This window comes from Streptococcus sp. GP0011 (assembly GCF_030546305.1).
Lineage (GTDB): Bacteria > Bacillota > Bacilli > Lactobacillales > Streptococcaceae > Streptococcus.
The window spans coordinates 258,576-283,059 of the sequence record NZ_JAUONR010000001.1; the positions used below are offsets into that span (position 1 = coordinate 258,576).

A 24,484-nucleotide genomic window follows, 5' to 3' on the forward strand; every position below is an offset into this window, starting at 1 on the left:
CGTGTTCAACTGGGATGCGCTATGATGCAAGCACAGTTTCAATTGATGGGATATTAAGAAGGAGAAAATCATGACACTTTTAGATGTAAAACACGTTCAAAAAATCTATAAAACACGTTTCCAAGGCAACCAAGTAGAAGCCCTTAAGGATATTCACTTTACCGTAGAGAAGGGTGACTACGTTGCCATCATGGGTGAGTCTGGTTCTGGAAAATCAACCCTGCTCAACATCCTAGCTATGCTGGATAAACCAACTCGCGGGCAGGTTTACCTCAACGGAACCGACACAGCCACTATTAAAAATTCACAAGCTTCGAGTTTCCGTCGTGAGAAGTTGGGATTTGTCTTCCAAGATTTTAACTTGCTAGATACCTTGTCTGTTAAGGACAATATATTGCTTCCGTTAGTGTTATCACGAAAACCTATCACAGAGATGATGAAGAAATTGGTAGTGACTGCTGAAAATTTGGGCATCAACCAATTGCAAGAGAAGTACCCTTACGAGATCTCTGGTGGTCAAAAACAGCGGGTAGCAGTAGCACGCGCCATCATCACTGAACCTGAAATTCTTCTTGCGGATGAGCCAACAGGAGCCCTTGACTCCAAGTCATCTGCAGCTCTTCTAGATGTTTTTGATGAAATCAATGAACGCGGTCAAACTATTCTCATGGTAACTCACTCAACGGCGGCAGCCAGCAGGGCCAAGCGTGTACTCTTTATCAAAGACGGCATTCTTTACAACCAAATCTACCGTGGAGACAAGACAGAGCGTCAGATGTTCCAAGAAATCTCTGATACTTTGACTGTTATGGCAAGCGAGGTGAATTAGTATGTTCCGATTAACCAATAAGTTAGCGGTATCCAACTTGATTAAAAACCGCAAACTCTACTATCCCTTTGCCCTTGCTGTTCTCTTAGCAGTGACCATCACCTATCTCTTTTACTCACTGTCACTTAATCCTAACATTGGCAAGATCCGAGGGGGAGAAACTATCTCTATGACCCTGGCTCTCGGTATGGTGGTTGTTACCATCGCTTCTGGAATTATTGTCCTTTATGCCAATAGTTTTGTCATGAAGAACCGTTCCAAGGAGTTGGGTGTATATGGTATGCTGGGTCTTGAAAAGCGCCATTTGATCAGTATGGTTTTTAAGGAGCTTCTTATTTTTGGTTCCTTAACCTTGACAGCTGGTCTCGGTCTAGGAGCTCTCTTTGATAAGCTAATCTTCGCCCTTCTTCTGAAGCTGATGAAGATGAAAGTGGAGCTCGTTTCGACTTTCCAACCAATTGTCTTTATCCTAGTTCTCATCGTCTTTGGAGCTATCTTCCTAGGTCTGATTTTTATCAATGCCTTTCGTATTGCACGCATGAATGCCCTTCAGCTCTCTCGTGAGAAGGCTAGTGGTGAGAAAAAAGGACGTTTCTTAGGTGTCCAAACCATTCTAGGTCTGATTAGTTTGGGAGCGGGTTACTATCTAGCAGTAACAGTCGAAAACCCACTTTCTGCTGTTCTGATTTTCTTCGTAGCAGTTTTGTTAGTAATTTTGGGAACTTATCTTCTCTTCAATGCAGGGATTACAGTTTTCTTACAAATCTTAAAGAAAAACAAGCGTTATTATTACCAACCCAACAACATGATTTCCGTATCCAATCTCATTTTCCGTATGAAGAAAAATGCGGTTGGTCTGGCGACGATTGCTATTCTCTCAACCATGGTCTTAGTGACTATGTCTGCTGCAACAAGTATCTTTAAGGCATCAGAAAACTTCAAGAAGGTCATGAATCCACATGATTTTGGGATTACAGGACAGAATGTTGAAAAAGAAGATATAGAAAAACTCTTGAGCCAGTATGCTAGTGAAAAAGGATTGACTGTCACAAAGAAAGAAGTCCTTACATACAGTAACTTTGGTGTGGCAAATCAAGAAGGTACGAAATTGACAATTTTTGAGAAAGGTCAAAATCGTGTTCAACCGAAAACTATTTTTATGGTCTTTGACCAAAAAGACTATGAGAATATGACAGGACAGAAACTTGCACTTTCAGGTAAGGAAGTTGGATTGTTTGCTCAAAACAAGCAACTTCAAGGGCAGAAAGAATTGACTCTGAATGACCAGACCTACACGATCAAAGAAGAAATCAAAAAAGATTTTATTCTTGAACATGTCCCAAATCAGTACAATATTCTAACTTCGGACTATAACTATTTGGTTGTTCCTGACTTACAAGCCTTTCTAGAACAGCATCCTAACTCTTCCATCTTTAATCAATACTATGGTGGTATGAATGTAACGGCTAGTGAGGACGAGCAGCTTAAAATTGCAGATGACTATTCAAAATTCGTCAACAACTTTAATAGAGAATTAAACAAAGAAGGAAGCTATGTTTACGGAAGCAATCTGGCTGATAGCAGTGCGCAGATGAGTGCTCTCTTTGGTGGAGTCTTCTTCATCGGTATCTTCCTCTCTATCATCTTTATGGTGGGAACGGTTCTCGTCATCTACTACAAACAAATCTCTGAAGGATATGAAGACCGTGAACGCTTTATCATTTTACAAAAAGTCGGTCTCGATCAAAAGCAAATCAAGCAAACTATCAACAAACAGGTCCTAACTGTTTTCTTCCTCCCATTGCTCTTTGCTTTTCTACATCTTGCCTTTGCCTATCATATGCTTAGTCTCATCCTAAAAGTCATTGGGGTGCTTGATGCGACCATGATGTTGACAGTCACTTTGTCCATCTGTGCTATCTTCCTCATTGTCTATGTTTTAATCTTTATGATTACCTCAAGAAGCTATCGCAAGATTGTGCAAATGTAAAAAAGATACCTCGATATTTATCGAGGTATTTCTTTTATCTTAGATACTAAAGAGTTGTCCTAAGAGGAAGGTTACTCCCATGGTCAGGAGTCCGATACAGAGGTTACGGATCATAGCAGTTTTCGTAGGAGCTTTTCCTAATTTAGCACTGGTATAGCCAGTGACGAGAAGGGAAAGTGCCACGATAAAAACAGTAGCAGGAATGCGATAGTCACTTGGAAAGACGGTGATCGAAAGCATAGGAGGAAGACTTCCCAGTACAAAGGCGATAAAGCTAGAGGTAGCAGCATGCCAAGGGTTGGTAAACTCTTCGTACTCGATTCCATACTTTTCTTCGACCAAGGCTTTGAGTGGATTTTTCAAAAAGGCCTTGTTGGTCAAGAGTTGGGCGGACGTTTCACACTCACCGTTTTGAAGATAAGCAGCATAGAGGGATTGTTTAGCAGATTCGATGTCCTTATCCAAGAGCAACTGTTCTCTGGCAACAGCGGCTTCTTCCGTGTCTTTCTGAGTGGATACAGAGACATATTCTCCACCTGCCATAGAAAAAGCACCAGCGAGGATAGCTGCCAAACCTGATAAAAAGATAATCCAGATATTGCTCGTCGCACTGGCAACACCGATAACGACCCCAGCGATGGAAATAATCCCATCATTGGCACCCAGAACACCTGCGCGTAGGATATTGAGTCGGCCTGCAAAGTTTGCATCAATTTCATGTTTTATTTCTGTCATAGTCATCTCCTTTCTCTCCATTATAGAGAAAAGGGTAGGGGAATACAAACTTTTTAAACTATCTGAAAAAAGTTCTACGATTCTAATTTTTAGGCCCTTTGAAGTTTCTCCGAAAAAGTAGTGCTATCCTACTGTACTGGACCTTTTTAAACTTATCTATGGTATAATAGAAGGTAGATTTATCAATTGGAGAACGAAGAATTTTATGATTAAACTTGTAGCAACCGATATGGATGGAACCTTTCTAGATGGAGAGGGTCGGTTTGATATGGAACGCCTCAAAAACGTACTTGTTTCCTACAAGGAAAAGGGGATTTATTTTGCAGTGGCTTCAGGTCGCGGTATCTTGTCCCTGAAAAAGTTGTTTGCGGATGTGTGTGATGAAGTGATTTTTATAGCTGAAAATGGGAGCTATGTTGAGTTTCATGGTGAGGATATGTATGAGGCTACTATGTCTCGGGATTTTTACTTGAGCACTTTTGAAGCTTTAAAGAAATCACCCTATTTTGATGAAAGAAAAATGTTGCTGACGGGGAAAAAAGCTTGTTATGTATTGGATACAGTCGATGAGACCTATCTCAAGTTTAGCCGTCACTACAATGAAAACATTCAAAAAGTAACGCGTCTGGAAGCTATTAAGGATGAGATTTTTAAATTCACTACGAACTTCACAGAAGATACGATAGAAGCTGGAGAGGCCTGGGTCAACAAAAACGTTCCTGGTGTAAAAGCCATGACAACAGGTTTTGAATCCATCGATATTGTCTTGGACTACGTTGATAAGGGTGTGGCTATTGTTGAGCTGGCAAAAAAACTTGTTCTAACCATGGATCAGGTCATGGCTTTTGGCGACAATCTCAATGACCTTCACATGATGCAGGTTGTGGGACACCCAGTCGCTCCTGAAAATGCGCGACCAGAGATTTTAGAATTAGCAGAAACAGTGATTGGCCACCATAAGGACCAGTCAGTGATGACTTATATGGAGGGCTTGTAATGGCAGATATTAAATTGATTGCATTGGACTTGGATGGTACCTTGCTGACAACGGATAAAAAGCTAACAGAACGTACCAAGGAGGTCCTCAAAGCTGCGCGTGATCGTGGCATCAAGGTCGTTCTGACAACAGGTCGTCCTTTGAAGGCTATGGATTTCTTTCTCCATGAGCTAGGGACTGATGGTCTGGAGGACGAGTACACCATCACCTTTAATGGTGGTCTGGTACAGAAAAATACAGGAGAGATTCTCGATAAAACCGTCTTTTCAATCGACGATGTGGCACGATTGTACGAGGAAACTGAAAAACTAGGATTACCGTTAGATGCCATTTCAGAAGGAACAGTCTATCAAATCCAGTCGGACCAAGAAAGTCTCTATGCTAAGTTCAACCCAGCCCTGACTTTCGTACCTGTCGCTTTTGAAGATCTATCTAGTCAGATGACATATAATAAATGTGTGACTGCCTTTGCCCAAGAACCTTTGGATGCAGCCATTCAGAAGATTTCACCAGAATTATTTGACCAATATGAAATCTTTAAATCACGTGAAATGTTGCTAGAGTGGTCACCAAAGAATGTTCATAAAGCAACAGGTTTAGCGAAATTAATTAAACACTTAGGAATCAATCAAAGTCAAGTCATGGCTTGTGGGGACGAGGCCAATGACCTTTCCATGATTGAATGGGCAGGTCTGGGAGTTGCCATGCAAAATGCAGTTCCTGCGGTTAAGGCAGTTGCCAATGTGATTACCCCAATGACCAACGACGAGGAAGCCGTTGCTTGGGCTATCGAAGAATACGTGTTAAAGGAGAATTAGAATATGGGATTATTTGATCGTTTATTCGGGAAAAAAGAAGAGCCGAAAATCGAAGATATTGTAAAAGAAGCTCTGGAAAATATTGATTTGTCAGAAGAGGTTGAAGAAAATCAAACGGCTCTCGAAGAAACAAGTCAGGAAGGGACAGGAAGTGACAAAGTGGAAGCAACTCTTGCTCAAGAAGAACTTCCTCAGGTCTTGACAGAAGAAGTGATTGAACCAGAAGCAGTCGAGGAAATGGCTCAAGAAAAAGTTGAGTTAGAATCTAATGAGACAGAGCAAGGCCAAGAGCTTGAAGAATTTTTCGAAGAAGAGAGCCAAGAATCTCTAGAAACTGGAGAAGAGCTAGGGGATGAAGACGTAGAAGAAGAACTTCCTCAGGTTGAAGAAACCGTGCAGGAAAAATATGACCGCAGTCTAAAGAAAACCCGTACGGGATTCGGAGCTCGTTTGAATGCCTTCTTTGCCAACTTCCGTTCTGTCGATGAAGAATTCTTCGAAGAATTGGAAGAACTGCTCATCTTGAGCGACGTCGGTGTGCAAGTCGCTTCGAACCTAACAGAAGAACTACGTTATGAAGCCAAACTCGAAAATGCTAAGAAGCCTGATGCGCTCCGTCGTGTCATTATCGAGAAATTGGTCGAGCTCTACGAAAAGGATGGCAACTACGATGAACAAATCCATTTCCAAGATGGTTTGACAGTCATGCTCTTTGTCGGAGTCAATGGTGTTGGGAAAACAACTTCTATCGGGAAATTAGCTCATCGCTACAAACAAGCTGGCAAGAAAGTCATGTTGGTTGCGGCAGATACCTTCCGTGCGGGTGCTGTGGCCCAGCTAGCTGAATGGGGTCGACGTGTGGATGTTCCGGTTGTGACGGGAGCTGAAAAGGCTGATCCAGCAAGCGTGGTCTTTGATGGGATGCAACGTGCTGTAGCTGAAGGGATTGATATCCTTATGATTGATACAGCAGGGCGTCTGCAAAACAAGGATAACCTCATGGCCGAGTTGGAAAAGATTGGTCGCATTATCAAACGTGTCGTTCCTGAAGCACCTCATGAAACCTTCCTGGCACTCGATGCTTCAACTGGACAGAATGCCTTAGTACAAGCTAAGGAATTTTCTAAGATAACACCATTGACTGGAATTGTTTTGACAAAAATTGACGGAACTGCCCGAGGTGGTGTTGTACTAGCTATCCGTGAAGAACTCAATATCCCAGTGAAATTGATTGGTTTTGGTGAAAAAATCGATGATATAGGGGAATTTAACTCAGAAAACTTTATGAAGGGTCTCTTAGAAGGCTTGATTTAATACAAAATAAATATCCTGCAAGTCAATCTTGCAGGATATTTTTGCTATTCTAAACGGCCATCTTCACGATAGGCGATATCTGGTTGCCAGGTCCATTTAGCTCCATACTTCTCAAGTAATTCAAAGCTAGCTTGTGGCCCCATGCTTCCAGCTTTATAATCGTAGAGTGGAGCTCCGTTTTCTGCCCAGAGCTCTTCGATACGGTCAATCAATTTCCAAGAAGCACTTACCTCATCCCAGTGGCTAAAATTGGTTGAGTTGTTGTTCAAAACATCGTAGATTAATTTCTCGTATGGGTCTGGTGAGGCTCCAGTAGCAGTAGCATCTGTACGGTAATCCAGAGAGCTTGGAGCTAGGTTAAATTCTTCACCGACTTGCTTCCCATTTAGGCTGAGAGAGAATCCTTCAGTTGGTTGGATATAGATGGTCAAGATATTTGGCGCTAATGGTTCTCCAAAGATAGAGTCCATTTGTTTAAAGACGATATTGACATGAGTCCCTTTTTCAGTCAGACGTTTCCCTGTTCGGAAGAAGAAAGGAACACCACGGAAACGATCGCTGTCTACAAAGAAGGCACCAGATGCAAAGGTTTCTGTTGTAGATTCAGGATCGACATTTGGCTCGCTACGATAGGAAATGTATTTCATGCCATCGATTTTACCAGAGCGATACTGACCACGAATAAACTGTTCTTTCAATTCTTCCTCAGTTGGATGATAGAGGTTTTTAAAGACCTTTATCTTTTCAGCACGAATCTCATCCTTTGTAAAGCTAGCTGGTTTATCCATGGCTAGAAGAGAGAGGAGTTGAAGAGTATGGTTTTGCACCATATCACGAAGGGCACCAGATTGATCATAGTAGCCACCGCGTTCTTCAACACCCAAGCGCTCTGCAAAGGTAATCTGAACATTATCGATGTGTTCGCGATTCCAAACATTCTCAAAGATCATGTTGGCAAAACGAACAGCAAAGATACTCTGAATCATCTCTTTACCTAGGTAATGGTCGATACGGTAGATTTGCTCCTCATCAAAGGCCGCAAGGAGATCTTCATTGAGTATGCTAGCTGTTTCGTAGTCTGTACCAAATGGTTTCTCAACGATCAAGCGCTCAAAACCTTTGCCATCAACAATGTTTTCAGATTTGAGGTGCTTGGCAATGGTTCCAAAGAACTGAGGCGCCATAGACAAGAAGAAGAGCTTATTGTGTTCAGCTTGGTATTTTTCATTCAGCTCAGCTTGTAATTGGCGCAAAGCAATGTAATGTTCAGTATCATTCACATCATGGCTTTGATAGTAGAAGTGGCTGGCAAATTCTTGGGCTTGCTCGGTACTATCTGCCAAATCAAGGATGGACTCTACAACTACAGATTCAAAATATTCCTTACTCCAAGGTCTACGAGCTGTTCCGATAACAGCAAAATGCTCAGAGAGATTGCCTGATTTATAGAGTCTGAAAAGGGAAGGGTAGAGTTTGCGTTTGGCTAAATCTCCACTCGCACCGAAAATTGTAACAATAACCTTTGATGACATCTAGCTACCTAATTTCTATATTTTTTCCTAGTTGGACTAGGGATGAGATTTCCTCATTATCATAGTTTTTATTTTATCATAATTTTCAAAAAAAACAAAAAATCCAATACGCAATTAAAAAACTGTAAGGAGAACCTTACAGTTTTGTTTTATACATTTAAGACCTTGTCCAAGAACTCTTTTAGACGAGGGTGTTGCGGGTTATCGAAGATTTGATCTGGAGTTCCATCTTCTAAAAATTCACCATCAGCCGTAAAGATAACACGGTTAGCCACCTGACGAGCAAATCCCATCTCATGGGTTACGATGATCATGGTCATGCCTTGTTCCGCCAATTCCTTCATAACATTCAGTACATCTCCAACCATTTCAGGGTCCAGAGCGGAAGTTGGCTCATCAAAGAGCATGATATCAGGATTCATGGCAAGTCCACGAGCGATAGCTACACGCTGTTTTTGACCACCTGATAGGCTATCTGGGTTAGCATTAGCTTTGTCTGCAAGACCGACTTTCTCCAGCAACTCCATCCCCAATTTCTCAGCTTCTTCTTTGGTCATTCGTTTGTGTTCAATAGGTGCAAAAGTGATATTTTCTAGGACTGACATGTGAGGGAAGAGGTTGAAATGTTGGAAGACCATTCCCACGTTTTCACGAACATGGTCGACATTGGTTGATTTTTCAGTCAGATCATAACCATTTACTGTGATGTGGCCACTCGTTACCTCCTCAAGAAGGTTAAGGCTACGGAGGAATGTGGATTTACCAGAACCGGAAGGACCGATGATACAGACAACATCTCCTTCATAGAACTTAGTCGTAATGCCTTTTAAAACTTCGTTTTTTCCATAATACTTATGCAAATCATTTACATCAATTTTTAGTTTTGCCATTAACGAATCCTCTTTTCTAAGCGTTTCGCTAGTCTAGTCAAAAGCGTGATAATTACAAGATAGAAGATAGCAAGGATTGCATACATCTTGAAACTTTGGTAGTTACGGGCGATGATGATCTTACCAGTTTGGAAAAGTTCCACCAAACCGATAGCAGACACGATGGTTGTATCTTTGAGAGCGATAACGAATTGGTTGACAAAGTTTGGCAACATCAATTTAGTTGCTTGTGGCAAGATAATCTTACGCATGGTTTTTCCGTAAGAGATACCAAGACTGCGGCTGGCCTCCATTTGGCCAACTGGAACAGCTTGGATCCCACCACGAACAATTTCAGCGATATAAGCAGCTGCATTGAGTGAGAGGGCGATAGTACCAGCTACAAAGTCATTGATTGGACTTTGTTGGCCTGTAATGGACTCGATGAAGTTTGGAATACCCCAGAAGATGAAGGCTGCAAGAATCATCAATGGGATACCACGGATAACGTCAACGAAAATCTCAGAGATCAGACGAAGTGATTTGTATGGGCTAACGCTAAACATACCAAAGATAATCCCGATGACAATGGCAATTGCAAATGAGATAAGAGCTAGAGCAAGAGTGATTCCAAGTCCACTAAGGAGTTGTTTGTAGTTGTTTTGAAGCAAGCCCCAGATAGTAGTTTCGTCAACTGTACTTGTAGAGTCAGTTGAAGTTTCGCTAGCTAGATACTTGTCAAGAATCTTTTGGAATTCACCGTTAGCTTTGAGGTTCGCAAGTCCATTATTGAACATCTGGATCAATTCTGGATTTGTTCCTTTTTTAACCGCAAAGGCTGTTTCACCGATTGGAGTTCCAGCGATTGGCGTTTTCAATTTTTGACCTTGGCTGATAGAATATTTGAGAACTGGCTCATCATCCATCACGGCATCGATAGATCCAGTATTCAGACTGTCATACATTGATGCGCCATCTGCAAAGGTTTTAATCTTATAACCGTATTTGCTTTGGTTCTCAGTAAGGAAGGTTTGAGAGGCAGTTCCGTTTTTAACACCGACAGTTTTATCCTTGAGGTCTTCATAAGAAGCAATTGTGCTTGATTCTTTCACACCGAGAATCGTATTTGCTGTGTAGTATGATTCTGAGAAGTCAAAGGTTTCCTTACGGGCATCTGTTACAGACATACCAGCAATGATACCATCTGCTTGTCCTGCTTGAACAGCACTGATTGCTGCGTCAAATCCTGGGTTGGTAATTTCAATTTCAAAACCTTGATCTTTGGCAATGGCCTTGATGAGGTCCATATCAATACCAGTGTATTGATTGCTTGAATTTTGAAAGACGAATGGGGCAAAAGATGAGTCGCTGGCAATAATGTACTTGCTTTTCACTGGAGTAGCTTTTTGTCCAGCAGCAGTAGTTGTCGTTGGGCTTGCCGTAGTTGTAGAAGCGGTCCATTTTTGGATGATTTGCTCCAAGCTACCATCCTTTTTCATTTGTGCTAGGGCTTCGTTAAACTCGGTAACCAAGTGTTCATACTTGCTTCCTTTCTTGACACCAAAGGCAAAGCTTCCAACAGCCTCACCATCCATATTGATGCTGAGATCTTGTCCTTGGTTAATCGCATACTCAATAACAGGTTTATCATCCATGATGGCATTTACAGCACCAGCACTTAGACTGTTATTCATCAAATCACCTGTATCAAAGGTTTTAATAGAGAAACCGTATTTATCTTTGATACTTTCGAGGAAACGTTGGGCGGCAGTTCCGTTCTTAACTCCAACTGTTTTTCCGCTAAGTTCCTCATATTTGGTGATTTTATTTGCCTTTGTGGTAGCAATGACAACTTTTGTATCATAATATGTATCAGACATGGTAAAGACATTTTCACGTTCTTTTGTTTTTGTCATACCTGCCATAATAGCATCTGCTTGGCCTGACTGCACCGCATTTACAGCTGCATCAAAGCCAGGATAAGACATTTGGATGTTCCACCCTTTGATTTCTGCGACTTTATTGATAATATCAACATCAATCCCTTTATAGGTTTGATCTGAATCTTTAAACTCAAAAGGTGCGTAAGCTGTATCAGACACAATCTTAACAGTATCAGCTTTTGCCATACCTAGTGAGAAAATGGGAAATAAAATGAGCAAACATGCTAGTATTTTTTTCTTCATTTTTAGTCTCCTTTTCCGAATATTTTCCCATTATATCAGAAAATGAATGAAAAGGCAAATTTTATGGATTTTATGTAAGAAAATGTAACATAGAATCCTTGCTCTTATCAACTTAGAGAGGAGTCTGAAAAGTAAATTTATGGTAAAATAGAAGGATAGAAAAAAGCAGATGAGGCAATCATGATAAATCGAATTACAGATAATAAATTTAAACTAGTATCAAAATACCAACCTTCAGGAGATCAACCACAAGCGATTGAGCAGTTGGTTGACAATATCGAGGGTGGAGAAAAGGCTCAGATTCTGATGGGGGCGACGGGTACAGGGAAGACCTATACCATGAGTCAGGTCATTTCCAAAGTCAATAAACCAACTTTGGTCATTGCCCATAACAAAACACTAGCTGGTCAGCTCTATGGGGAGTTCAAGGAATTTTTCCCTGAAAATGCTGTTGAGTACTTTGTGTCTTACTATGATTATTACCAACCTGAGGCCTATGTCCCTTCGAGTGATACTTATATTGAAAAGGATAGCTCTGTCAATGATGAGATTGACAAGCTTCGACACTCAGCGACTTCAGCACTTCTGGAGCGCAATGATGTCATCGTAGTGGCTTCAGTCTCTTGTATCTATGGTTTGGGTTCGCCAAAGGAATATTCTGATAGCGTCGTTAGTCTCCGTCCAGGTCTGGAGATTTCTCGTGATAAACTCTTGAATGACTTGGTAGATATACAGTTTGAACGCAATGATATTGATTTCCAACGGGGAAGATTTCGCGTTCGCGGAGATGTGGTGGAGATTTTCCCAGCTTCTCGTGATGAACACGCTTTTAGAGTAGAATTTTTCGGAGACGAAATCGACCGTATCCGTGAAGTTGAGGCTTTGACAGGTCAGGTATTGGGAGAAGTGGATCATTTGGCGATTTTCCCTGCCACTCACTTTGTGACCAATGATGACCACATGGAGGTTGCGATTGCTAAGATTCAGGCAGAGTTGGAGGAGCAGTTGGCTGTCTTTGAAAAGGAAGGCAAACTGCTAGAAGCCCAGCGTTTGAAACAGCGCACAGAGTATGATATTGAAATGCTGCGTGAGATGGGGTATACAAATGGGGTTGAGAACTACTCACGCCACATGGATGGTCGTAGTGAAGGAGAGCCTCCTTATACGCTTCTTGACTTCTTCCCAGATGATTTCTTGATTATGATTGATGAAAGTCACATGACTATGGGGCAAATCAAAGGTATGTACAATGGAGACCGTTCGCGTAAGGAAATGCTAGTTAATTATGGTTTCCGTTTACCGTCAGCCTTGGACAATCGTCCTCTCCGTCGTGAGGAGTTTGAGAGTCATGTTCACCAGATTGTTTATGTTTCAGCGACACCAGGTGACTATGAAAATGAACAGACCGAGACAGTGATTGAGCAAATCATTCGTCCGACAGGGCTTCTAGACCCAGAGGTGGAAGTTCGTCCGACTATGGGACAGATTGATGACCTCCTAGGTGAAATCAGTGCCCGTGTTGAAAAGAATGAACGGACCTTTATTACCACCTTGACCAAGAAAATGGCAGAAGACTTGACCGACTACTTCAAAGAAATGGGCATCAAGGTCAAGTACATGCACTCGGATATTAAGACCTTGGAACGAACGGAGATTATCCGTGACCTACGTTTGGGTGTCTTTGATGTCTTGGTCGGAATTAACCTGCTCCGTGAAGGGATTGACGTTCCTGAAGTGAGTTTGGTTGCCATTCTCGATGCTGACAAGGAAGGTTTCCTTCGTAACGAGCGTGGCCTCATCCAGACCATTGGACGTGCTGCCCGTAATAGTGAAGGACATGTCATCATGTATGCGGACACGATGACCCAGTCTATGCAACGTGCCATTGATGAAACGGCCCGCCGTCGGAAAATCCAGATGGCTTATAATGAAGAGCATGATATCGTCCCACAAACCATTAAGAAAGAAATCCGTGATCTTATTGCCGTGACCAAGGCAGTTTCTAAGGAAGAGGACAAGGAAGTCGATATCAATAGTCTCAACAAACAAGAGCGCAAGGAACTCGTTAAAAAACTCGAAAAACAAATGCAAGAAGCCGTCGAAGTGCTTGACTTTGAACTCGCAGCTCAGATTCGTGATATGATGTTGGAAGTGAAGGCGTTAAACTGAAAAAATTATAAAGAAATAGAAATATATAGAAAGACATAATATGACAGCAAAAAAAACTAAACACATAGGCATTGAATGTTGTAGAATTCTAGCTATGTTGATGATTTGCAACTTACATGTTTTAGGTATGGGAGGAATTTTGGAGAAAGTTGATAGTCAAAAAGATCTTTACTATATTTTTGCAAATTTTTTAGAAGCTTTCTCATATTCAGCTGTAAATATTTATATTTTAATCAGTGGGTATGTCGGTCTTTATTCACAATTTAGTTATAAAAAAATGTTTAGTTATTGGATACAGATTATTTTCTATACTATTTCAATTACTTTTGTATTTGCTATTTTTTCAAAATCATCTGTTAACTTAAGTGATTGGTTTTCAGCTTTAACTCCAATAAGTCATGGACAGTATTGGTATATGAGTTGCTATTTTGGTTTAGTCTTAATTGCACCATTTTTGAATCAAGCAGTGCTGACATTGAAAAAAGAACAATTGCTTCCAATTGTTAGTGGAGCATTTATATACTTTTCTGTCATACCCACAGTATTTAAACAAGATATTCTGGGCTTGTGGGGTGGATATAGTGTATTATGGATGATTCTTTTGTACACTATAGGAGCAATAATTAGAAAATCAAATTACGAAAGTCGTTTTCAATTACGTAATGTTAGTGGATTCATTTTATTTCTAACTAGTTTAACTTTTATATTGTGCTGGCTTGGTTTCGAACAGTGGAGAAGTTATATTTCTCCTACGGTCACACTGCAAGGAATAGCAATATTTTTACTCTTCTTGAATATTAAAGATATTCCCTTAACTTTTAAGAGACTAGTTCTTTTAATATCTCCACTAACTTTGGGGGTTTATCTGTTTCATGTACATCCTCTTATTTTTAGAAGAATTATACCAACCATCCATACTTTAGTTGAAGAACAAGAATTTCCCATTTTTGTCATTATGATTCTAGTTATGACACTGGCCCTGTTCTTTTCTGGCGCTATGATTGAGTATTTTAGAAATAAATTAATGGCGTATATTCTTACTTTAATAAAGAGTGTTAAAAATCTTAAACAGACTTAAAACTTTATTGTCTTATTAAAATAGGAGCAAGAGGCATTAAAATATACACTTCACTGAGAACTTAAGGTTTACTGAACTTATCCTTGATCTAATCGCCGTAACTAAGGAAGTTGCTAAGGAAGAGGACAAGGAAGTCGATATCAATAGCCTCAACAAACAAGAGCGCAAGGAACTCGTCAAGAAACTGGAAAAACAAATGCAAGAAGCCGTCGAAGTGCTTGATTTTGAACTGGCTGCTCAGATACGTGATATGATGTTGAAAGTGAAGGCGTTGGATTAGATAGGAGAAAACGAATGAAAATTTTAGTCATCAATGGACATCCTGACAAGGGAAGTTTCTGTCAAGAAATTTTTCAAACGATTGTAGAAAATATTGACTCAAATCATCATGAGCTTGAATCTATTAATCTAAATGAGATAGATTTTGATCCCGTATTACGTTATGGTTATCGAAAACGTATGGAAGAGGACTCTTTCATACTTCGCTCTCAGGAATTAATCCAGTGGGAAGATCATTTCATTTTTGTTTATCCAATTTGGTGGAGTAGTATGCCTAGTTTATTGAAGGGGTGGATTGATCGTGTTTTCACGCCAGGAATTGCTTACTCTGCCAATAATAAAGGAAGTTTTATTTGGAACTACTTAAGAGGTCAGCAGTTTAAAAAGTTACTAAAAGGAAAAACAGCCAGTATTTACGCAACATCCATGGCACCAACATGGTGGTACAAAGTATTTTCAGGCTCTATCAATATTCCAGACAGTTATGGAATATCAGTATTAAAGAATGCTGTCCTAAATCACTGCGGTATCAAAACAAAGAAAGTTTCAATTTTGGGTGAGTTAGGGCGTGAGGTGAATACAAATTCTACAAGACAAAAATATCTGCAAAAAGTTGCTGAGGAAGTTAAGGCGTTGGATTAGAAAATAGTATGGTTTATTTAAGAAAACTAATTGAAGAAGATTTGGTGTCTTTGTGGGAAATTGCTTATTCACAATCTAATCCAATTTGGAAGCAGTATGATGCTCCCTATTATGACGATTATCAGCATTTTCCTAATTTTCAAGAATTTAAACTACAAAAATCAGAATCTACTCTAAACAACTCAAATCGCCTTGGTATTTTTGTTGATGATAAATTAGTTGGGACTGTTTCGCGCTACTGGGTATGTAAACAAACAAGATGGATGGAATTGGGGATTTGTATTTATGATAACAAATTTTGGAACTCTGGCATTGGAAAAGCTGCTATGCTACAGTGGATAGATCAGACATTTCAGGATTATTCGGAGTTGGAGCATCTTGGTTTGACAACTTGGTCAGGAAATTTTGGTATGATGAAATTGGCTGAAAAATTAAGAATGAAAAAAGAAGCTCATATTCCAAAAGTTCGTTATTACCAAGGCAAATATTTTGATAGTATTAAATATGGTATTTTGAGAGAAGAATGGGGTAAAATAAATGAACCTAACTATCAAACAAATGGAAACTCCTGAAGAGATAGAAGGTAAATCCTTCGTTCATTGGCAAACGTGGAGAGAGGCTTATGATGACCTTTTACCTGCGAAATTTCAGGAGACGATGACATTAGAAAGATGTCGATTCTTTAGTCAAAAATATCCAGAAAATACATTGATTGCGATGGATGGCATGAAGGTAGTTGGTTTTATCAGTTATGGAAACTTTCGTGATGAGACTATTCAAGCTGGTGAAATTATTGCCTTATATGTTTTAAAAGACTATTACGGAAAAGGTATTGCTCAGGAGTTAATGAAGGAAGCTCTGACGACTCTTGAACAGTTCTCTGAAATATTTTTATGGGTATTAAAAGGGAATAAGCGAGCCATTGCATTCTATCAAAAAATGGGTTTTACTTTTGATGGGCAAGAAAAAATACTTGACCTTGGAAAACCTATCACTGAAATTAGAATGGTACGTAAGAAATCATCAAAATCTGAGAGTTAAATACTGGTAGAATTGTGATTTTGTTTTTAGATTACGCAATGAACAAACGATTACGTTTTAGAATATATTTTTAATGGAAAGAAGTTATTATGAAATTGAAAGAGACGAAGTATAAGAAGTCATCATGGTTAGATTCAGTACGTTATTGGTTACAAGGACATCGATTTTTCAAATTTTTGCTTGATATTGTCTTTTACATCATCTTGTTCCTAGTTATAGAATTCACAACATCACAGAACAAAAGCATTCCAGCTGATTTTCGGTACAGAGAACTCTTATTTCCCTTGCAATTGAATCTTTTTATCTTGGGTAATAGGTTCTATGCTCTCTTTTTGTCAGTGAAAACTGAAAAAGAAAGGACTCTTAAAAGATTTTGTGAACCCTTTATTTATATCAATATCCTTAGCTTCATTTTTCAACTGATTGGTGTGAGAAAAAGAGGAAGAGTCGTTCTGTCACCTTTGTTTTCACTGGAGTCATCCTATATCTGGTTTCCTATTGTCATCTACCTTCTAGTCTTGATGTTAACTTTGGCAATCTTCTTTCTCTCTAAAGGCTCAAAAAAAGGAGTAGATGAAAATGAAGATGAGTAGGCAAATGAAGTACAAGACAAAAGAAAAGCCTTCTTGGACTAAGAGGATTTTTCTTTGGATGGAAAGGCACAGAAGGATTGGTCAACTTTTGGATACGAGTGTATTATTTGGATCTATGTTTGTATCATTTCTTGCCGCCTCTTACATTAGTTATCCATTACCGAACATGAACTATCTTTCCCCCTTAAGCTTCAATCTTATCCTTCTGATCTTATCAACCTATTTCCTTGTCTTTCGTTTTAGTAGTGATAAACTTCAAAAATGGCGTTACTTTTCATGGGGATTCATTGGGTTCAATGGTCTTCTTTTTCCCTTTCATCTCTTGGTAGGTCTGAATTGGCTAGGACGTCGTAAGTCAACGAATTTCCCTCCCATAATTTCTATGGATCCAGCATATGTCTGGGTCCCTATTGTAAGTTATCTTTTCTTCTTTTTCTTGGGGCTGGGCATTCTGCTTTTGATTATACGAATGGAAAAGAGAAGAAGGAGGCGTAAATGGAACGAAAGATTAAGAGAAAAAAGAAGGTCAAACAACAGGATAGAAAAATGAGAAAAATCCATAAAAAGTATTCTTTGGTAGCTCACGTCCAATTGTGGCTGGAAAGACATTCAAAGATTGCTTCTTTTATGGATGGTGGTATAATATTATTATCTATTTTTGGTATCATGTATGTGTTGTTCGGGACGTCACTTATCCCGAAACCGTATCAAGAAATGTCCTATGTCTTGCCAATTATTATGAATTTTGTCTTTTTGGTGCACACACTTTATCAAGGTATTTTTAGAGATGGTTTTAGCAATAAGGCTTCAGTACAAGGATTTTTAGAAACTTTTCTATTCATAAACGGACCTATTTTTCTCCTCCACTTAATTGTTGGGGTGAAAGGGAGAAATGTTAAAAAAATTCCTTCCCTATTATCGATCGATTATCGCTACATCTGGCTTCCAATTACTACCTATCTAATCTTTTTCATCATTCCAGCGATATTAATGTTCATTTTGAAATATAAGGACAAAAAGAGGAATAATCATGACAAAAGAAAATCTAACTAAGTTATTTTCATTTAAAACTCTCTATTTGGCTTTGCTAGTTTTTGTGATTCTTCATTTGGTGCTGTTAGTTTTTGGTCTATCCTTTACGCCAGTTTTGTGGAATAGTTGGTTTTTCCTTCTTTGTTTGACCTTCTTAATCCATCCATGGAGAATCTTTTATAGAACAAGAGATGCTAAATGGTATCACCTTATTTTTCAAATATTTAGTGGATTGGTGACATTTTACCTTTGGTTTGCAGCATTCTTTGTTTTATCAGTTATCTCGGATCCAGCCGTCCCTATCAATATAGACTATCGCATAGAAGATAAGGAAATCATCATTGCTAGAGGTTTTTTGGCCCGTACTACTTATGACCATCATGAATTGATCAATCCCTTTATCATGAAGTCAGAAGTAAAATATCGAGATGAATAATAACAAATAGAAAGTGAGTGAATCCATGTCACGTTCCCAAAAAACAATCCTAACAAACATCTGCCTTGTCGAAGATAAGGCGCGAGGTAAAGTCCTAATGCAATATCGCTCTCCTGAAAACAATCGCTGGTCTGGCTATGCCTTTCCAGGAGGACATGTTGAGAATGGCGAGGCCTTTGCCGAGTCTGTCATTCGTGAGATTTATGAAGAAACAGGTCTAACCATTCAGAATCCACAACTAGTCGGCATTAAAAACTGGCCCTTAGATACAGGTGGGCGCTACATCGTCGTTTGTTATAAGGCGACAGAGTTTACTGGAAGTCTCCAATCCTCAGGAGAAGGAGAAGTATCTTGGGTGCAAAAAGACCAGATTCCAAACTTGGAACTGGCCTATGATATGTTGCCTTTGATGGAAATGATGGAAGCACCTGACAAGTCTGAGTTCTTCTATCGCCACCGTACAGAAGATGGATGGGAGAAAGAAATTTTCTAGTCTTTTACTAAATAACCTAACTGATCCAAGGCCTCCTCGATATAGTGGAGGTCTTGTTGCGTTTCGGCTTCAACAAGGTGGTAATGGATGCCGTCTGTCAATTCAGAAAGGGGTCTAAAGTCTGAATTCTCGACTTGTTCGAGAAAATGCTGGACATCTCGGCGACAAGTGAGTTTGAGTAGGGTTTCAATTTCTCCATAAACGGGATGATCGATTAAGATATTTTGAACGCGTCCGCCATTGTCTACAATAGCTAGTAGTTCCTGTCCGATTTCTTCCAGTTCATGTTTCACTTTAAAGAGTTTGTGGACGTAGGGGCTGGCATCATTTTCTTTGTAGATATAACCACGATTGGTGGATAGGATAGGAGCTCCATCTGCTCGAAGAATAGCGATGTCCTGTACAATGACTTGGCGCGTAACATGAAAGTGTTCAGCCAAGGTTTGACCATTGAGAGCTTTTGGTGCCTCTTTTAACAGTTTGAGAAGAGCTTGTTTGCGATCCTTTGTCATAGTTTTTCCTTTTAGCGACGTTTTCGAAGCACTTTATAGACAGCTAGTGCTAATGTATAGTCTACCATACTATGGACGATTGTGCCAAAACCAACTAGGACAAAGAGAACATAAAACATATTTTCAACATTTGTCCCTGAAGTAGCATAAAAGATGATACAAGCTATTACTTCAGCGATAGCATGAACAACACCCAAAACAAAGTTAAAAATCCAAGATGCCTTTGGTTTATCCAAGGTTTCAGGGAATTTTTTTAAGTACAAAGCCCCCAAAGTACCAAAAACGATGTGAGAGAAGGCACGAAGTACAATAACAGGCGGATAGCCAGCCATCAGGAAACCAAGACTAGAAGCAATAATCACAAAAGCAGCCATCAAAGGCGAAAGAAACATGGCGATAAAGACGGGGATATGACTTCCCAAGGTGTAAGAAGCCGGTGGGATAACGATTTTAAAAGGCATAATGATTGGAATCAAAATCGCTATTGCAGTGAGTAGGGCAGTCATAGTCATAAACTGCGTTTTTTTCCGTATATCCATAAGAACCTCCATTTATCTGTATATACACAAGTATAGTACAATAAATCACCAATCAAGTCAAGAAGCATTATTGATTTTTCAGGAAAATTTGGTTAAAATGTGGTAAAGAATAATAGGAACTGAGGAGAAATTGTGATGATACTTTTTGTTTACCTAATCGTGGTAATCGTGATGATGTCAAAGCAGAAAAAAGAAGGGAAAGTAGTCTCAGGTTGGACTCGTTTCCTAGTTTATAGTTTATTGGTCCTTTCGCTACTCTCTCTATTAGCAAGTAGCCTAGCTGTTTCACTCTTTAGCCTTCCTTTATTAGGTTTTCTTTTGATGGCAGCAATACTCGAAATTGCTTATTTTGTCAGATTGGTGATTGCATTTGGTTTGGTTTTACTATCTTTAACCCTATATTTGGATAGCCAGAAAAGTCAGCAACCTACACCTCTTTCGTATCAACTCCTGCGCTTTGGCTTTCATATTCTATTGATGTTTCTCATGTTTTAAATGCTAAACTCCACCTTCAGGATGAAAGTGGAGTTGATTTTTTATTTCTTCAAAGTTTCGAGACGGGGAACAATTGCTACTGTTAGTACGGCAGAGATGACAAGCTCGGCAATTGAGTTTGTAGAAATAACGGTTGCTAGGAGTTTTTGGATATTGCCGTCGAAGACATTTCCAAAAAGGAAGAAGATTCCACCAAGGACAAAGACGGTGTTGGTAAGGGAACCAAGGGCACCAGCTAGGATTAGCCCAGTTTTATTTTTCATCAGTTTATAGACCAAGTAAGGTGTCAGACCGATCAAAACGCGAGGGACAATAGCGATAATCGCAGAATAGATGTTTCCGTTCGGTACGAATGGAGAAAAGAGGTAGCTGGTTGGAAGGATGGTAATCGTGTTTACCGTTAAGCTCAATAGCCCCATAAGAAAACCAAGTGTAACTCCAACGCGAGGACCATAGATGATACTAGCAATAATGACTGGAATATGAACGATAGTTGGTTTAATTGGAAATGGGAAAAGGTTAAATAGGAGAGAGCTCAAAAAGTGGATAACGAGCATAACTGCAAAAAAGATAGCAATTGGGGCAATGTTAGAGCGTTTGTTCATTGAGGGTTTCCTTTATTCTTTCTAATATAGTATTCAGGTCAGCTAGGGCGCCTTTGCCGTGATCGCCACAGGCTAGTAAAGATTCTTTTGGGGAGATAATCTGATAACCATAGGTCTCTAATGTTTTTAGATTAGCCTGAGTTGCCGGATGGTCATACATTTTGGTATTCATGGCTGGCGCTAAGAGTTTAGGGATGTGACTTGGTAGGGCAAGCGCTGTGCTTGTCACCATGTTATCCGCAAATCCGTGGACTAACTTTGCGATGGTATTAGCAGTAGCAGGGACAACGATAAAAAGATCAGTTCTTTTACCTAGTTCGATATGATTGACTTGATCAGGATAGGGTTCCTTCATGACATCAAGGTGAACTGGATTCTGTGAGAGTACCTGTAGTGTCAACGGTTGGATAAACTCTCTCGCTGCCTCAGTCATTAAGACAGTAACCTGATGGCCTTGTTTTTTCAAGGAACTGACTAGATCAGCTGATTTATAGGAGGCAATGGAACCTGTCACTGCGATGAGAATATTTGCCATGGCTTTCCTTTCTATGAATCGTATGCTTGAATTTTTTCAAGGAGGAGATTTGCTATTTCCTCTTTGGTTTGAACAGTTTGAAGATGATCATTCTCAACAAAGATAGCTCGGTGCCGATTTGCTGAAATGTGAGTGAGGTCATTTGCAATGATTAAGTCTGCTTGGTTCTTGATAAGGCTTTTTCTAGCAATTTCTATGAGATAATCTTCAGAGACATCAACCAACAGTTTGAAACCAATCAGATGAATAGCTGGATTCCATTCCTTGACTAGAGAGATGATTTTGGGTGTTTTTTTCAGGAATAAAACCTGAACCTCGTCAGTTGAAGAAATCTTAGCTTGATGATTCTGCTTGTTTAAAAAATCTTCCAAATTAGAGCTAGCCTGAACCTCCTCAAGCCCCGTCATATAAACAGGTGTGTAGTCAGATACAGCCATTGAATGAATCAAGGCTTGATAATCTTTGACACGTTCTTGCATCACAACTAGAAGGTCGTTGGTATTGTTAATTTCTCGAATGCTTAGATTAGGATGAGCTTCTGGCTTCACAGCTCGTTTTGTCGCTATCAAACAAACTTCATGCCCCGCAGCAAGCAAGGTCTCTGTGATGATTTTCCCCAAGCGACCTGTAGAATGGTTAGTAATAGAGCGGACGCTATCGATAGCTTCACTGGTACCGCCCGATGTGACTAAAATTTTCATAGCACTATTGTACACAAAAATAAACGGTAAGTAAAATGAAAGCGATAAAATTTTGCTAAAACAAAGCTACACTATAGTTTATAACTATAAAGCCATATAAAATTTTTCAAAGGGCTCTAAAAATCTTGAAATCCAGGATATTTACGAACGTTTAGAGAGTTTATGGATGTTAAAAATCTTGTTTTGTGTTATAATGAGTTATCATATTAGATGTTAGAGGAGTTTGCTATGAAAACAGATATTGAAATTGCACAGAGTATTAAGTTGAAACCAATCGTTGATGTTGTAGAGAAATTGGGTATTTCTTACGACGATTTGGAATTATATGGAAAGTACAAGGCTAAGCTCAGCTTTGATAAAATTCGTGCAGTTGAGAGCAATCCAGTTGGAAAATTGATCTTGGTTACTGCCATCAACCCAACACCTGCAGGTGAAGGGAAATCAACCATTACCATTGGTCTTGCGGATGCCTTGAACAAGATTGGTAAGAAAACCATGATTGCTATCCGCGAACCATCTCTTGGTCCTGTAATGGGGATTAAGGGTGGTGCAGCCGGTGGTGGTTATGCCCAAGTGCTACCAATGGAAGACATCAACCTTCACTTTACTGGAGATATGCATGCCATTACAACTGCCAACAATGCCCTTTCTGCCTTGATCGACAATCACTTTCACCAAGGAAATGAGCTGGGAATCGACCAACGTCGTATCCTCTGGAAACGTGTTGTGGACTTGAACGACCGCGCTCTTCGTCATGTGACCGTTGGACTTGGTGGCCCTCTAAACGGTATTCCTCGTGAGGACGGTTTTGATATTACAGTTGCTTCTGAAATCATGGCGATTCTTTGCTTGGCGACTGATATTGAAGATTTGAAACGTCGTTTGGCTAATATCGTTATTGGTTATCGCTATGATCGTACGCCTGTTTCTGTAGGTGATTTGCAGGTTGAGGGTGCTTTAGCATTGATTTTGAAAGATGCTATCAAACCGAACCTGGTTCAGACAATTTACGGTACACCTGCCTTTGTGCACGGTGGTCCATTTGCCAATATCGCTCATGGATGTAACTCAGTTTTGGCAACAAGCACGGCCCTTCGCTTGGCGGACTATACAGTTACTGAAGCTGGTTTTGGTGCGGACCTTGGTGCCGAGAAATTCCTTGACATTAAGACGCCAAACTTGCCAACATCTCCAGATGCTGTTGTCATCGTCGCAACCCTTCGTGCCCTTAAGATGAATGGTGGTGTAGCTAAGGACGCTTTGACAGAGGAAAATGTAGAAGCAGTTCGTTCAGGTTTTGCTAACTTGAAACGCCACGTTGAGAACATCCGTAAGTTCGGTATTCCAGCAGTTGTAGCTATCAATGAATTTGTTTCTGATACAGAGGCTGAAATCGCAGCCTTGAAGGAACTATGTGCCTCAATTGATGTGCCAGTTGAGTTGGCTAGTGTCTGGGCTGATGGCGCAGAAGGAGGCGTAGCGCTTGCTGAAACGGTTGTTAAGACTATCTCTGAAAATCCAGCCAACTACACTCGTCTTTATGACAACGACCTTTCTGTTCAAGAAAAGATTGAAAAGATTGTTACTGAAATCTATCGTGGTAGCAAAGTGAACTTTGAGAAGAAAGCTCAAACGCAAATTGCCCAAATCGTTCAGAATGGTTGGGACAAATTGCCAATCTGTATGGCGAAAACGCAATATAGTTTCTCTGACAATCCAAATGCACTCGGAGCTCCAGAAAACTTTGAAATTACCATTCGTGAATTGGTACCAAAATTGGGTGCAGGCTTCATCGTTGCCCTAACTGGTGATGTCATGACCATGCCAGGACTTCCAAAACGTCCAGCCGCTCTTAATATGGATGTTGAAAGTGATGGAACAGTCCTAGGCTTGTTCTAGTAAATTGCAATTGATTTAAATGAGTTTGGAAATAATATCCAAGCTCATTTTTTTATCTAGATTTAAGGAGTTGTCTTCAGCTGATGAAAGATTTACCTTCTAGACGCAACCAGTCTAGGTAAAGATATTTTCCCTGATTTTTGATATAATAGAAACATTGACTTC

The 24,484-nt window shown here is 39.9% G+C and carries 26 protein-coding genes; 17 read left to right on the forward strand and 9 right to left on the reverse strand.

Going from position 1 to position 24,484, the window contains the following annotated elements; translation table 11 throughout:
• Positions 1 to 70: 70 nt before the first annotated feature.
• A complete protein-coding gene (locus Q4443_RS01300) occupies positions 71 to 829 on the forward strand; it encodes an ABC transporter ATP-binding protein (protein ID WP_000173369.1) in 759 nt (252 codons plus the stop codon).
• A gap of 1 nt (position 830) precedes the next feature.
• Positions 831 to 2,819, forward strand: coding sequence for an ABC transporter permease (locus Q4443_RS01305; RefSeq protein WP_049490677.1), 1,989 nt, complete (start codon positions 831 to 833; stop codon positions 2,817 to 2,819).
• A 39-nt stretch (positions 2,820 to 2,858) separates the two neighbouring features.
• Here the strand turns inward: Q4443_RS01305 and Q4443_RS01310 are convergent, their stop codons facing one another.
• Positions 2,859 to 3,554 (reverse strand): VIT family protein, encoded by a 696-nt coding sequence (locus Q4443_RS01310; protein ID WP_000136041.1) that lies wholly within the window; start codon positions 3,552 to 3,554, stop codon positions 2,859 to 2,861.
• 205 nt (positions 3,555 to 3,759) lie between these two features.
• Here Q4443_RS01310 and Q4443_RS01315 point away from each other — a divergent pair, with 205 nt between their 5' ends.
• Genes Q4443_RS01315 through ftsY form a run of 3 tightly spaced genes read left to right on the forward strand, consistent with a single transcriptional unit; the run spans position 3,760 to position 6,683 of the window.
• Positions 3,760 to 4,551, forward strand: coding sequence for a Cof-type HAD-IIB family hydrolase (locus tag Q4443_RS01315; RefSeq protein WP_002880674.1), 792 nt, complete (start codon positions 3,760 to 3,762; stop codon positions 4,549 to 4,551).
• Positions 4,551 to 5,369, forward strand: coding sequence for a Cof-type HAD-IIB family hydrolase (locus Q4443_RS01320; protein ID WP_000763430.1), 819 nt, complete (start codon positions 4,551 to 4,553; stop codon positions 5,367 to 5,369). The genes Q4443_RS01315 and Q4443_RS01320 overlap by 1 nt, the downstream gene beginning before the upstream one ends.
• 3 nt (positions 5,370 to 5,372) lie before the next feature.
• Positions 5,373 to 6,683, forward strand: coding sequence for a signal recognition particle-docking protein FtsY (gene ftsY / locus Q4443_RS01325; protein WP_000522275.1), 1,311 nt, complete (start codon positions 5,373 to 5,375; stop codon positions 6,681 to 6,683).
• Positions 6,684 to 6,727: 44 nt separating this feature from the next.
• On the opposite strand, the gene zwf is transcribed toward ftsY, so the two are convergent.
• The 3 genes from zwf to Q4443_RS01340 form a co-directional block, all read right to left on the reverse strand.
• Positions 6,728 to 8,215 (reverse strand): glucose-6-phosphate dehydrogenase, encoded by a 1,488-nt coding sequence (zwf, locus tag Q4443_RS01330; protein ID WP_049518786.1) that lies wholly within the window; start codon positions 8,213 to 8,215, stop codon positions 6,728 to 6,730.
• Positions 8,216 to 8,364: 149 nt separating this feature from the next.
• A complete protein-coding gene (locus tag Q4443_RS01335; protein WP_001096337.1) occupies positions 8,365 to 9,105 on the reverse strand; it encodes an amino acid ABC transporter ATP-binding protein in 741 nt (246 codons plus the stop codon).
• Complete coding sequence (locus Q4443_RS01340) at positions 9,105 to 11,270, reverse strand: ABC transporter substrate-binding protein/permease (protein WP_000726964.1); 2,166 nt, start codon at positions 11,268 to 11,270, stop codon at positions 9,105 to 9,107. The genes Q4443_RS01335 and Q4443_RS01340 overlap by 1 nt, the downstream gene beginning before the upstream one ends.
• A 180-nt stretch (positions 11,271 to 11,450) precedes the next feature.
• On the opposite strand from Q4443_RS01340, the gene uvrB reads away from it, so the two are divergent.
• The 10 genes from uvrB to Q4443_RS01390 all read left to right on the forward strand — a co-directional run bounded on the left by uvrB (position 11,451) and on the right by Q4443_RS01390 (position 19,033).
• Positions 11,451 to 13,439 (forward strand): excinuclease ABC subunit UvrB, encoded by a 1,989-nt coding sequence (gene uvrB / locus Q4443_RS01345; protein WP_049518785.1) that lies wholly within the window; start codon positions 11,451 to 11,453, stop codon positions 13,437 to 13,439.
• Between the two features lie 40 nt (positions 13,440 to 13,479).
• On the forward strand, positions 13,480 to 14,517 hold the full coding sequence (locus tag Q4443_RS01350) for an acyltransferase (RefSeq protein ID WP_049518784.1): 1,038 nt from the start codon (positions 13,480 to 13,482) through the stop codon (positions 14,515 to 14,517).
• Positions 14,518 to 14,656: 139 nt separating this feature from the next.
• Positions 14,657 to 14,797, forward strand: coding sequence for a UvrB/UvrC motif-containing protein (locus tag Q4443_RS01355; RefSeq protein ID WP_268721811.1), 141 nt, complete (start codon positions 14,657 to 14,659; stop codon positions 14,795 to 14,797).
• 14 nt (positions 14,798 to 14,811) lie between these two features.
• The gene (locus Q4443_RS01360; protein WP_049518782.1) at positions 14,812 to 15,438 is read left to right on the forward strand and encodes an NAD(P)H-dependent oxidoreductase; all 627 of its coding nucleotides are present in this window, start codon (positions 14,812 to 14,814) and stop codon (positions 15,436 to 15,438) included.
• An 8-nt stretch (positions 15,439 to 15,446) separates the two neighbouring features.
• Positions 15,447 to 16,010 (forward strand): GNAT family N-acetyltransferase, encoded by a 564-nt coding sequence (locus tag Q4443_RS01365; protein ID WP_049518781.1) that lies wholly within the window; start codon positions 15,447 to 15,449, stop codon positions 16,008 to 16,010.
• Positions 15,976 to 16,479: a GNAT family N-acetyltransferase gene (locus tag Q4443_RS01370; RefSeq protein WP_049518780.1), complete on the forward strand. Its 504-nt coding sequence runs from the start codon at positions 15,976 to 15,978 to the stop codon at positions 16,477 to 16,479. The genes Q4443_RS01365 and Q4443_RS01370 overlap by 35 nt, the downstream gene beginning before the upstream one ends.
• Before the next feature lie 89 nt (positions 16,480 to 16,568).
• A complete protein-coding gene (locus Q4443_RS01375) occupies positions 16,569 to 17,072 on the forward strand; it encodes a hypothetical protein (protein ID WP_049518779.1) in 504 nt (167 codons plus the stop codon).
• A gap of 495 nt (positions 17,073 to 17,567) precedes the next feature.
• Complete coding sequence (locus Q4443_RS01380) at positions 17,568 to 18,125, forward strand: hypothetical protein (RefSeq protein ID WP_049518777.1); 558 nt, start codon at positions 17,568 to 17,570, stop codon at positions 18,123 to 18,125.
• Positions 18,103 to 18,540 carry a hypothetical protein gene (locus tag Q4443_RS01385; protein ID WP_049518776.1) on the forward strand — a complete coding sequence of 146 codons (438 nt, stop codon included), beginning with the start codon at positions 18,103 to 18,105 and terminating at the stop codon, positions 18,538 to 18,540. The genes Q4443_RS01380 and Q4443_RS01385 overlap by 23 nt, the downstream gene beginning before the upstream one ends.
• 25 nt (positions 18,541 to 18,565) lie before the next feature.
• On the forward strand, positions 18,566 to 19,033 hold the full coding sequence (locus Q4443_RS01390; RefSeq protein WP_049518775.1) for an 8-oxo-dGTP diphosphatase: 468 nt from the start codon (positions 18,566 to 18,568) through the stop codon (positions 19,031 to 19,033).
• Here the strand turns inward: Q4443_RS01390 and Q4443_RS01395 are convergent.
• Positions 19,030 to 19,545, reverse strand: a complete 516-nt coding sequence (locus Q4443_RS01395; RefSeq protein WP_000159158.1) for a transcription repressor NadR — start codon at positions 19,543 to 19,545, stop codon at positions 19,030 to 19,032. The genes Q4443_RS01390 and Q4443_RS01395 overlap by 4 nt on opposite strands.
• A gap of 11 nt (positions 19,546 to 19,556) precedes the next feature.
• Complete coding sequence (locus Q4443_RS01400; protein ID WP_049518774.1) at positions 19,557 to 20,084, reverse strand: ECF transporter S component; 528 nt, start codon at positions 20,082 to 20,084, stop codon at positions 19,557 to 19,559.
• Positions 20,085 to 20,219: 135 nt separating this feature from the next.
• On the opposite strand from Q4443_RS01400, the gene Q4443_RS01405 reads away from it, so the two are divergent.
• Complete coding sequence (locus tag Q4443_RS01405) at positions 20,220 to 20,579, forward strand: hypothetical protein (RefSeq protein WP_049518773.1); 360 nt, start codon at positions 20,220 to 20,222, stop codon at positions 20,577 to 20,579.
• A gap of 41 nt (positions 20,580 to 20,620) precedes the next feature.
• On the opposite strand, the gene Q4443_RS01410 is transcribed toward Q4443_RS01405, so the two are convergent.
• From Q4443_RS01410 to coaB, 3 genes are read right to left on the reverse strand one after another with little or no spacing between them, the layout of a single operon-like run.
• Positions 20,621 to 21,184, reverse strand: coding sequence for an ECF transporter S component (locus Q4443_RS01410; protein WP_049518772.1), 564 nt, complete (start codon positions 21,182 to 21,184; stop codon positions 20,621 to 20,623).
• Entirely contained in the window at positions 21,168 to 21,719 is a 552-nt protein-coding gene (coaC, locus tag Q4443_RS01415; protein WP_049490645.1) for a phosphopantothenoylcysteine decarboxylase, read from the reverse strand. Before coaC ends, Q4443_RS01410 begins: the two co-directional genes overlap by 17 nt.
• A gap of 11 nt (positions 21,720 to 21,730) precedes the next feature.
• Entirely contained in the window at positions 21,731 to 22,420 is a 690-nt protein-coding gene (coaB, locus tag Q4443_RS01420; protein ID WP_049518771.1) for a phosphopantothenate--cysteine ligase, read from the reverse strand.
• Positions 22,421 to 22,648: 228 nt separating this feature from the next.
• Between coaB and Q4443_RS01425 the strand changes: the two genes are divergently transcribed.
• Positions 22,649 to 24,319 carry a formate--tetrahydrofolate ligase gene (locus Q4443_RS01425; protein WP_049518770.1) on the forward strand — a complete coding sequence of 557 codons (1,671 nt, stop codon included), beginning with the start codon at positions 22,649 to 22,651 and terminating at the stop codon, positions 24,317 to 24,319.
• Positions 24,320 to 24,484: the final 165 nt, after the last annotated feature.

Coding starts and splice junctions, on each gene's coding strand:
- Q4443_RS01300 (WP_000173369.1), top strand. CDS start 71: ATGACACTTTTAGATGTAAAACACGTTCAAAAAATCTATAAAACACGT.
- Q4443_RS01305 (WP_049490677.1), top strand. CDS start 831: ATGTTCCGATTAACCAATAAGTTAGCGGTATCCAACTTGATTAAAAAC.
- Q4443_RS01310 (WP_000136041.1), bottom strand. CDS start 3,554: ATGACAGAAATAAAACATGAAATTGATGCAAACTTTGCAGGCCGACTC.
- Q4443_RS01315 (WP_002880674.1), top strand. CDS start 3,760: ATGATTAAACTTGTAGCAACCGATATGGATGGAACCTTTCTAGATGGA.
- Q4443_RS01320 (WP_000763430.1), top strand. CDS start 4,551: ATGGCAGATATTAAATTGATTGCATTGGACTTGGATGGTACCTTGCTG.
- ftsY (WP_000522275.1), top strand. CDS start 5,373: ATGGGATTATTTGATCGTTTATTCGGGAAAAAAGAAGAGCCGAAAATC.
- zwf (WP_049518786.1), bottom strand. CDS start 8,215: ATGTCATCAAAGGTTATTGTTACAATTTTCGGTGCGAGTGGAGATTTA.
- Q4443_RS01335 (WP_001096337.1), bottom strand. CDS start 9,105: ATGGCAAAACTAAAAATTGATGTAAATGATTTGCATAAGTATTATGGA.
- Q4443_RS01340 (WP_000726964.1), bottom strand. CDS start 11,270: ATGAAGAAAAAAATACTAGCATGTTTGCTCATTTTATTTCCCATTTTC.
- uvrB (WP_049518785.1), top strand. CDS start 11,451: ATGATAAATCGAATTACAGATAATAAATTTAAACTAGTATCAAAATAC.
- Q4443_RS01350 (WP_049518784.1), top strand. CDS start 13,480: ATGACAGCAAAAAAAACTAAACACATAGGCATTGAATGTTGTAGAATT.
- Q4443_RS01360 (WP_049518782.1), top strand. CDS start 14,812: ATGAAAATTTTAGTCATCAATGGACATCCTGACAAGGGAAGTTTCTGT.
- Q4443_RS01365 (WP_049518781.1), top strand. CDS start 15,447: ATGGTTTATTTAAGAAAACTAATTGAAGAAGATTTGGTGTCTTTGTGG.
- Q4443_RS01370 (WP_049518780.1), top strand. CDS start 15,976: ATGAACCTAACTATCAAACAAATGGAAACTCCTGAAGAGATAGAAGGT.
- Q4443_RS01375 (WP_049518779.1), top strand. CDS start 16,569: ATGAAATTGAAAGAGACGAAGTATAAGAAGTCATCATGGTTAGATTCA.
- Q4443_RS01380 (WP_049518777.1), top strand. CDS start 17,568: ATGGAACGAAAGATTAAGAGAAAAAAGAAGGTCAAACAACAGGATAGA.
- Q4443_RS01385 (WP_049518776.1), top strand. CDS start 18,103: ATGACAAAAGAAAATCTAACTAAGTTATTTTCATTTAAAACTCTCTAT.
- Q4443_RS01390 (WP_049518775.1), top strand. CDS start 18,566: ATGTCACGTTCCCAAAAAACAATCCTAACAAACATCTGCCTTGTCGAA.
- Q4443_RS01395 (WP_000159158.1), bottom strand. CDS start 19,545: ATGACAAAGGATCGCAAACAAGCTCTTCTCAAACTGTTAAAAGAGGCA.
- Q4443_RS01400 (WP_049518774.1), bottom strand. CDS start 20,084: ATGGATATACGGAAAAAAACGCAGTTTATGACTATGACTGCCCTACTC.
- Q4443_RS01405 (WP_049518773.1), top strand. CDS start 20,220: ATGATACTTTTTGTTTACCTAATCGTGGTAATCGTGATGATGTCAAAG.
- Q4443_RS01410 (WP_049518772.1), bottom strand. CDS start 21,184: ATGAACAAACGCTCTAACATTGCCCCAATTGCTATCTTTTTTGCAGTT.
- coaC (WP_049490645.1), bottom strand. CDS start 21,719: ATGGCAAATATTCTCATCGCAGTGACAGGTTCCATTGCCTCCTATAAA.
- coaB (WP_049518771.1), bottom strand. CDS start 22,420: ATGAAAATTTTAGTCACATCGGGCGGTACCAGTGAAGCTATCGATAGC.
- Q4443_RS01425 (WP_049518770.1), top strand. CDS start 22,649: ATGAAAACAGATATTGAAATTGCACAGAGTATTAAGTTGAAACCAATC.